The sequence below is a fragment of the Enterococcus cecorum genome (genome assembly GCF_052119425.1).
GTDB lineage: Bacteria > Bacillota > Bacilli > Lactobacillales > Enterococcaceae > Enterococcus_E > Enterococcus_E cecorum_C.
This window is the reverse complement of record NZ_JBQKFH010000075.1, coordinates 1-4,863: the sequence shown is the minus strand read 5'-3', so window position 1 is coordinate 4,863 and position 4,863 is coordinate 1. Positions and strand designations below refer to the sequence as shown.

Annotated in this window: 4 protein-coding genes and 1 pseudogene; 1 reads left to right on the top strand and 4 read right to left on the bottom strand. The window is 30.1% G+C overall.

The features are described from left to right. Positions 1-112 precede the first annotated feature (112 nt). The 4 genes and pseudogenes from ACTQZM_RS11725 to ACTQZM_RS11710 all read right to left on the bottom strand — a co-directional run. Positions 113-1,009: pseudogene (locus ACTQZM_RS11725) on the bottom strand (family 1 glycosylhydrolase); the annotation flags it as partial. Beyond that, positions 999-1,703 (bottom strand): DUF6198 family protein, encoded by a 705-nt coding sequence (locus tag ACTQZM_RS11720; protein ID WP_441653870.1) that lies wholly within the window; start codon positions 1,701-1,703, stop codon positions 999-1,001. The pseudogene ACTQZM_RS11725 and the gene ACTQZM_RS11720, both read right to left, overlap by 11 nt. A 71-nt stretch (positions 1,704-1,774) precedes the next feature. Further along, a complete protein-coding gene (locus ACTQZM_RS11715; RefSeq protein WP_441653869.1) occupies positions 1,775-2,554 on the bottom strand; it encodes a MurR/RpiR family transcriptional regulator in 780 nt (259 codons plus the stop codon). A gap of 265 nt (positions 2,555-2,819) precedes the next feature. Next, on the bottom strand, positions 2,820-3,044 hold the full coding sequence (locus ACTQZM_RS11710; RefSeq protein WP_441653868.1) for a DUF6290 family protein: 225 nt from the start codon (positions 3,042-3,044) through the stop codon (positions 2,820-2,822). A gap of 493 nt (positions 3,045-3,537) precedes the next feature. Here ACTQZM_RS11710 and ACTQZM_RS11705 point away from each other — a divergent pair, with 493 nt between their 5' ends. Further along, complete coding sequence (locus tag ACTQZM_RS11705; protein WP_441653867.1) at positions 3,538-4,758, top strand: cellulose synthase; 1,221 nt, start codon at positions 3,538-3,540, stop codon at positions 4,756-4,758. Positions 4,759-4,863 lie beyond the last annotated feature (105 nt).

Sequence of the window (4,863 nt, the reverse complement as noted above, 5' to 3'; positions counted from 1 at the left end):
CTAGGGTGGAAAAGTCCAGTTCAATACAGAATTCACCTTATGAGTGCATAAAAAAACGTAGTAGACAAAACTACTACGCTAATAAAGTCTAACTTTTGGGGGTCACATCATTTTTCAAAATTTCTTTATCTTCTTTTTCAAATGGAATTTTGGCATTTCTTTTTTCAATCCATTTAATAGCATAATTAGGATAATAACCTCTCGCTTGAACATCCGTAAACATATAGACTTCTCTATTATCACAAATTGCTTGCCAATAATCTTCAGGTTTACATGTTTCTGGGTAGTAAGAACCTGCTGCAACCATACATCCAATTTGGTTCTCTTGATCTATTTCATGTGCCATTTTAGTTGCTAATGCACTGGCAATCAATTGATGATGTACCGCAGTGATAGTTGTTTGTGTTCTATTCTCATTTTCTTCAAAATAAAGACCTGCTGCAACAAATGGAAAATGTAAGATCATATTGATTTCGTTAAATGTTAACCAATATTTAACCAAACCTTGGTATCTGTTAAATAAAACTTTACATAGCTTTAAGAAATGATTAATCATTTCTCGACTTCTCCATCCACCAATTGTTTTAACTAAATGCATAGGACAATCAAAATGATTAATCGTAACCAATGGCTCTATCCCATATTTACGACACTCTTTAAATACTTCTTCATAAAATTTTAAGCCCTCTTCATTTGGTGTTTGTTCATCACCATTTGGAAATATTCTAGTCCAAGCAATTGAAAGACGAAAGGTTTTAAATCCCATTTCAGCAAATAACGCGATATCTTCTTTATAGTGATGGTAAAAATCAACAGCAGTAAGTGACGGATAAAAATATTTCTCATCAAACTCATACATTTTCTTTTGACCAATTCCTACTAAATATCTATCTTCACCTAAAGGCATTAAATCAACATTGGCCAATCCTCTATTTCCTTCGTTACTACCACCTTCACACTGATTAGCAGCTGTTGCTCCACCCCATAAAAAGTTTTCTTTAAACGCCATCTTGTATTCCTCCTTCATTTTCTAAATAATTGGCTAATTTATTCAATTTTGAGACACAGACAAAATGTTTATCTAACTGATTCTTAAAGTAACTAATTAGCGTTCCATTGCATATTGCCATAATAACTGTGCCAATACCTACACCTACTAATTTATGAAATACTAATAAAGAAAAAATAACTGAAAAAATTAAAAATACACAATCAAATCCTGTTTTAAATTTTTGTAAACTGATATTATATTTCATGGCAACTTGCTTTACAAAAAAATCATAGATTTGTGGATAAAAGTAAGTTTTATAAAACATTGCAATTGCTAATGCTGATAATATCAAACCTATGCAAAAATAGATAATTCTGATAAAAAAACCATGTTGGGATTCAACTGGATAAACTGGCAAAATTGCTTGCCATATGTCAGCCATAGTTGCATATAAAACACCTGTTATAAACGAACTTAGATAAGCAATCTTAAATTGTTTCATAATGATGCAAAACAAAATAAAAATCAAGCCTGCAACAATGTATTCTGCCTGTCCATAAGTCAAAAAACTAACACTTTTACTTAAAATAAAAGCTGGGCTCACAATCATGGACATACCGAAATTTGCTTGCTCCATGATATTCACTGCAAATGATAGACTAGTAATAGCGATAATATACAGGATTTCACTTGAAATAACTTTTTTTGTCAATTTATTCACCTCTCATTTTAAATTATACAAAAAGAAATGCTTTAACAAAAAAAGTTTCCAAAATGGAAACCTTAATAACGTAGTATATAATCTATAATGTGTCTTAAAATGTAATCATTATATTGATTATTTTCAGTGGGAACATACAAAAAATTTTTAGAAAACTTTAATTGCTGATTGCAACTAATTAACCAAGTATTGACATTTTTTTCTAAAATATTATGAACAATGTTTCGATCAAAATAAAATGTATTACCATTCACGCTAATTAGTAATAACAAATCTATTTCCTCAAAATGGTAAGTTTTCATAAAATCAACATCGCAAATAATAACCTCTTTTAACTTTATTGACAATTCATTTTGGATATAAGTACATAGAGTCCTTGCATGTCCATGAGCATAAACAAAAATTCTTTTACTATGTTGAATATCCTCTATTAATTGTTTTAATAAAATTGTGTCTATAGTTTTCAAAGTGTACTGCAATGAATAAATAATATCTTTGGTAAACGCCTCATATTGATCTTTGATATTTTTTTCTATTGAATAAATGGTTTTATCGGTCCTTGGAATACTTTCAATATATTCAATACAGTCTAATTTAAAATCTTGCATCGTTTCATATCCTAACGATTGGATATATTTTGAAATTTGACCTTTTGATGTGTAACAAGCAGAAGCTAATTGTGTAATTGTCATATTAGGAATCTTGATAATATTATTTTTTATAAAATTACTAATAATGTATTTAGTACTCGATTCATCACTATAATTTATCATCATATTTAATTTATCCATAATCATGGTCGCACCAACTTTTCTTACTTTATTAATCCATTTGAAGTCCATACGATTAACGCTTAAAGTTCTCGCTTAAGCCATTCATTCGATAATTTACTCGCTAATCAACCAAAACTACCTACATATTCCTTAAAATAAGCTGTGATAGTGGCTACTTAATCGTATCTATATACACCTGAATAATTCATACATTTCCCCTTGAGTCCTTTCTGATACTTTTTAGAAATAAACCTCTTCAACATTGTTATCATACGTTAATAATCTCAAATTTGCAAAATAAGCAAAACTACTAGATATTAGCATTCCATTAAGCTCAAATTTCCAACCTCTTCCAAACCTCTGTATGATCATATCTTCTTTCAGATTTTGCTTTTTCTCTAGCTGTTAGAATACGGTGTTCATCCATTACTAAATCTTCTTCCATCTTTTCGAAAATAGCCTCTTTTATAAATTCAGATAAATTCAAACAATTGGCAGTGACATAATCCTTAATGAACTTTTCTTCTTCCTCACTGACATGAAAAGAAATTGTACACATCTTCCATTCCTCCTGTTATTTTCTAAAATCTTTTAATCCTCATCAGTCCACAGGTCATTACAAAAATCATCAATCGTCTGTAAAATCCACTTTACATTATTATTTGCATATTCAACCAAACGATCATATGCATCTGCTAATAATATATTCTACTCTTGCCAGTATCATCTCTAGCATCTCGAATCATCATTCTGTATAGAAAAATTATACCATAGGAATATTTCATTTTAACATTGAGTAACATTCCAATCATCTTTCACCACATCTACAGAATTGAATACCTATAAATTGAAATCTTTATGCACACCATGACTATCTGCGAATACTATTTCATGACATGCCAAACAAAATAATACCCAAATGAATTACGAGCAAACTCTCTTAAAGCTCAAATTTAAAAATGACGAAGCTCAAACAATACTATACTTCAGGATAAAAATGGGTTATCATCATTTTGTAAAGGATTTCCATTTTTTTACAAGGAGTGAGTACTATGAAAAAAATATTTAATAGGGACGAATTATATCAAGAGATTTGGCAAAGTAGTGTAAAGCAAGTAGCAGATAAATATCAATTAAATTACTCCAAATTATTACAGTCATGCAAAGCTGCCAATATACCCACGCCAACTAGCAAATTTATCTATAACAAGAAACATAATCTACCTACCGAAGAATGGATCATTCCACTACCTAGTAGCAATCTAACTAATATCGAAGTAGAAATGAAAATCAATCCAACAATTAGAGAGAAAGAAGACATAGCCGAAGAGAAAACAGAAGTATCGCAACCAAAAGCAAAAAACGAAGATTCCCAAAAATATTTTAATATCAATAAAGATAGTTTTTATCAAGCACTAAATTTTTTACCCGAAGAAAAAGTAACAAAAATCTATCAAGAACTCATAAAATTTAATCCAAACGCAACTAGAAAATTGAACAAACATGTAAAAGAATACAAAGAAGAAATAAAAGAATGGAAAAGACGTGAAAAGCTAGCTAAATTAAACTACTTTCATCCAAATTATCAACGAAATACCCTCCAAAAACCTGACAACTTAGATAATGTTAGCAAAGAACAGCAACCTCGTGTTTACCAATTATTAAATACCTTGTATACTTTGTTTGAAAAATTTGGAGAAACAATACCTCAGCCATTTACTATCTCAATCGGCAGTGATGAAGTTCGTTTTGAGATTATTGAAAGTAAAGACAAAATAACTCATATTCTTACACCGGCAGAAGAAAAAGAATTAGCAGAATATAATGAAAACAAAAAATATGCCCGCAAACCCAATATTCGAAAATATGATTATATTCCAAATGGCTTATTACGGATTAAATTTATCAATCAAAATACAAGCTATATTAAAGATACCAAAGAACAGTCATTAGAGGAGATGCTGCCTGAAATCATCTTCAAATTTTATCAAAATTATTGGCAAATCCGTACAAAAAGAGAAGAATGGGAAGAACAAAAGCGGATTGAGAAGGAAGAAAAACGACTTCGAGAAGAAAGAAGAGAACAAGTTAATAAAGAAAAAGAACGTACCATCGAGCTTTTAAATACAATCGAGGATATTAAATTAGCCAAGGAAATCAGAGCATATGCCGAAACTTTAATGAAATCTAATAAAGTTTCCCATGATGAAATAGAATGGATATTGAAAAAAGCAGATTGGATTGACCCATTGATTTCAAGGGAAGATTCGTAAGCGCCCAATAACGAGGTATATTGAAAATCTCCAAAGTCACTCGACGCTGGAGATTCTTTTTTTTATTTACAATTTGCTTGTACAGTTTCTGACCATGGCAAATAA

Coding starts and splice junctions, on each gene's coding strand:
- ACTQZM_RS11705 (WP_441653867.1), top strand. CDS start 3,538: ATGAAAAAAATATTTAATAGGGACGAATTATATCAAGAGATTTGGCAA.
- ACTQZM_RS11715 (WP_441653869.1), bottom strand. CDS start 2,554: ATGGACTTCAAATGGATTAATAAAGTAAGAAAAGTTGGTGCGACCATG.
- ACTQZM_RS11710 (WP_441653868.1), bottom strand. CDS start 3,044: ATGTGTACAATTTCTTTTCATGTCAGTGAGGAAGAAGAAAAGTTCATT.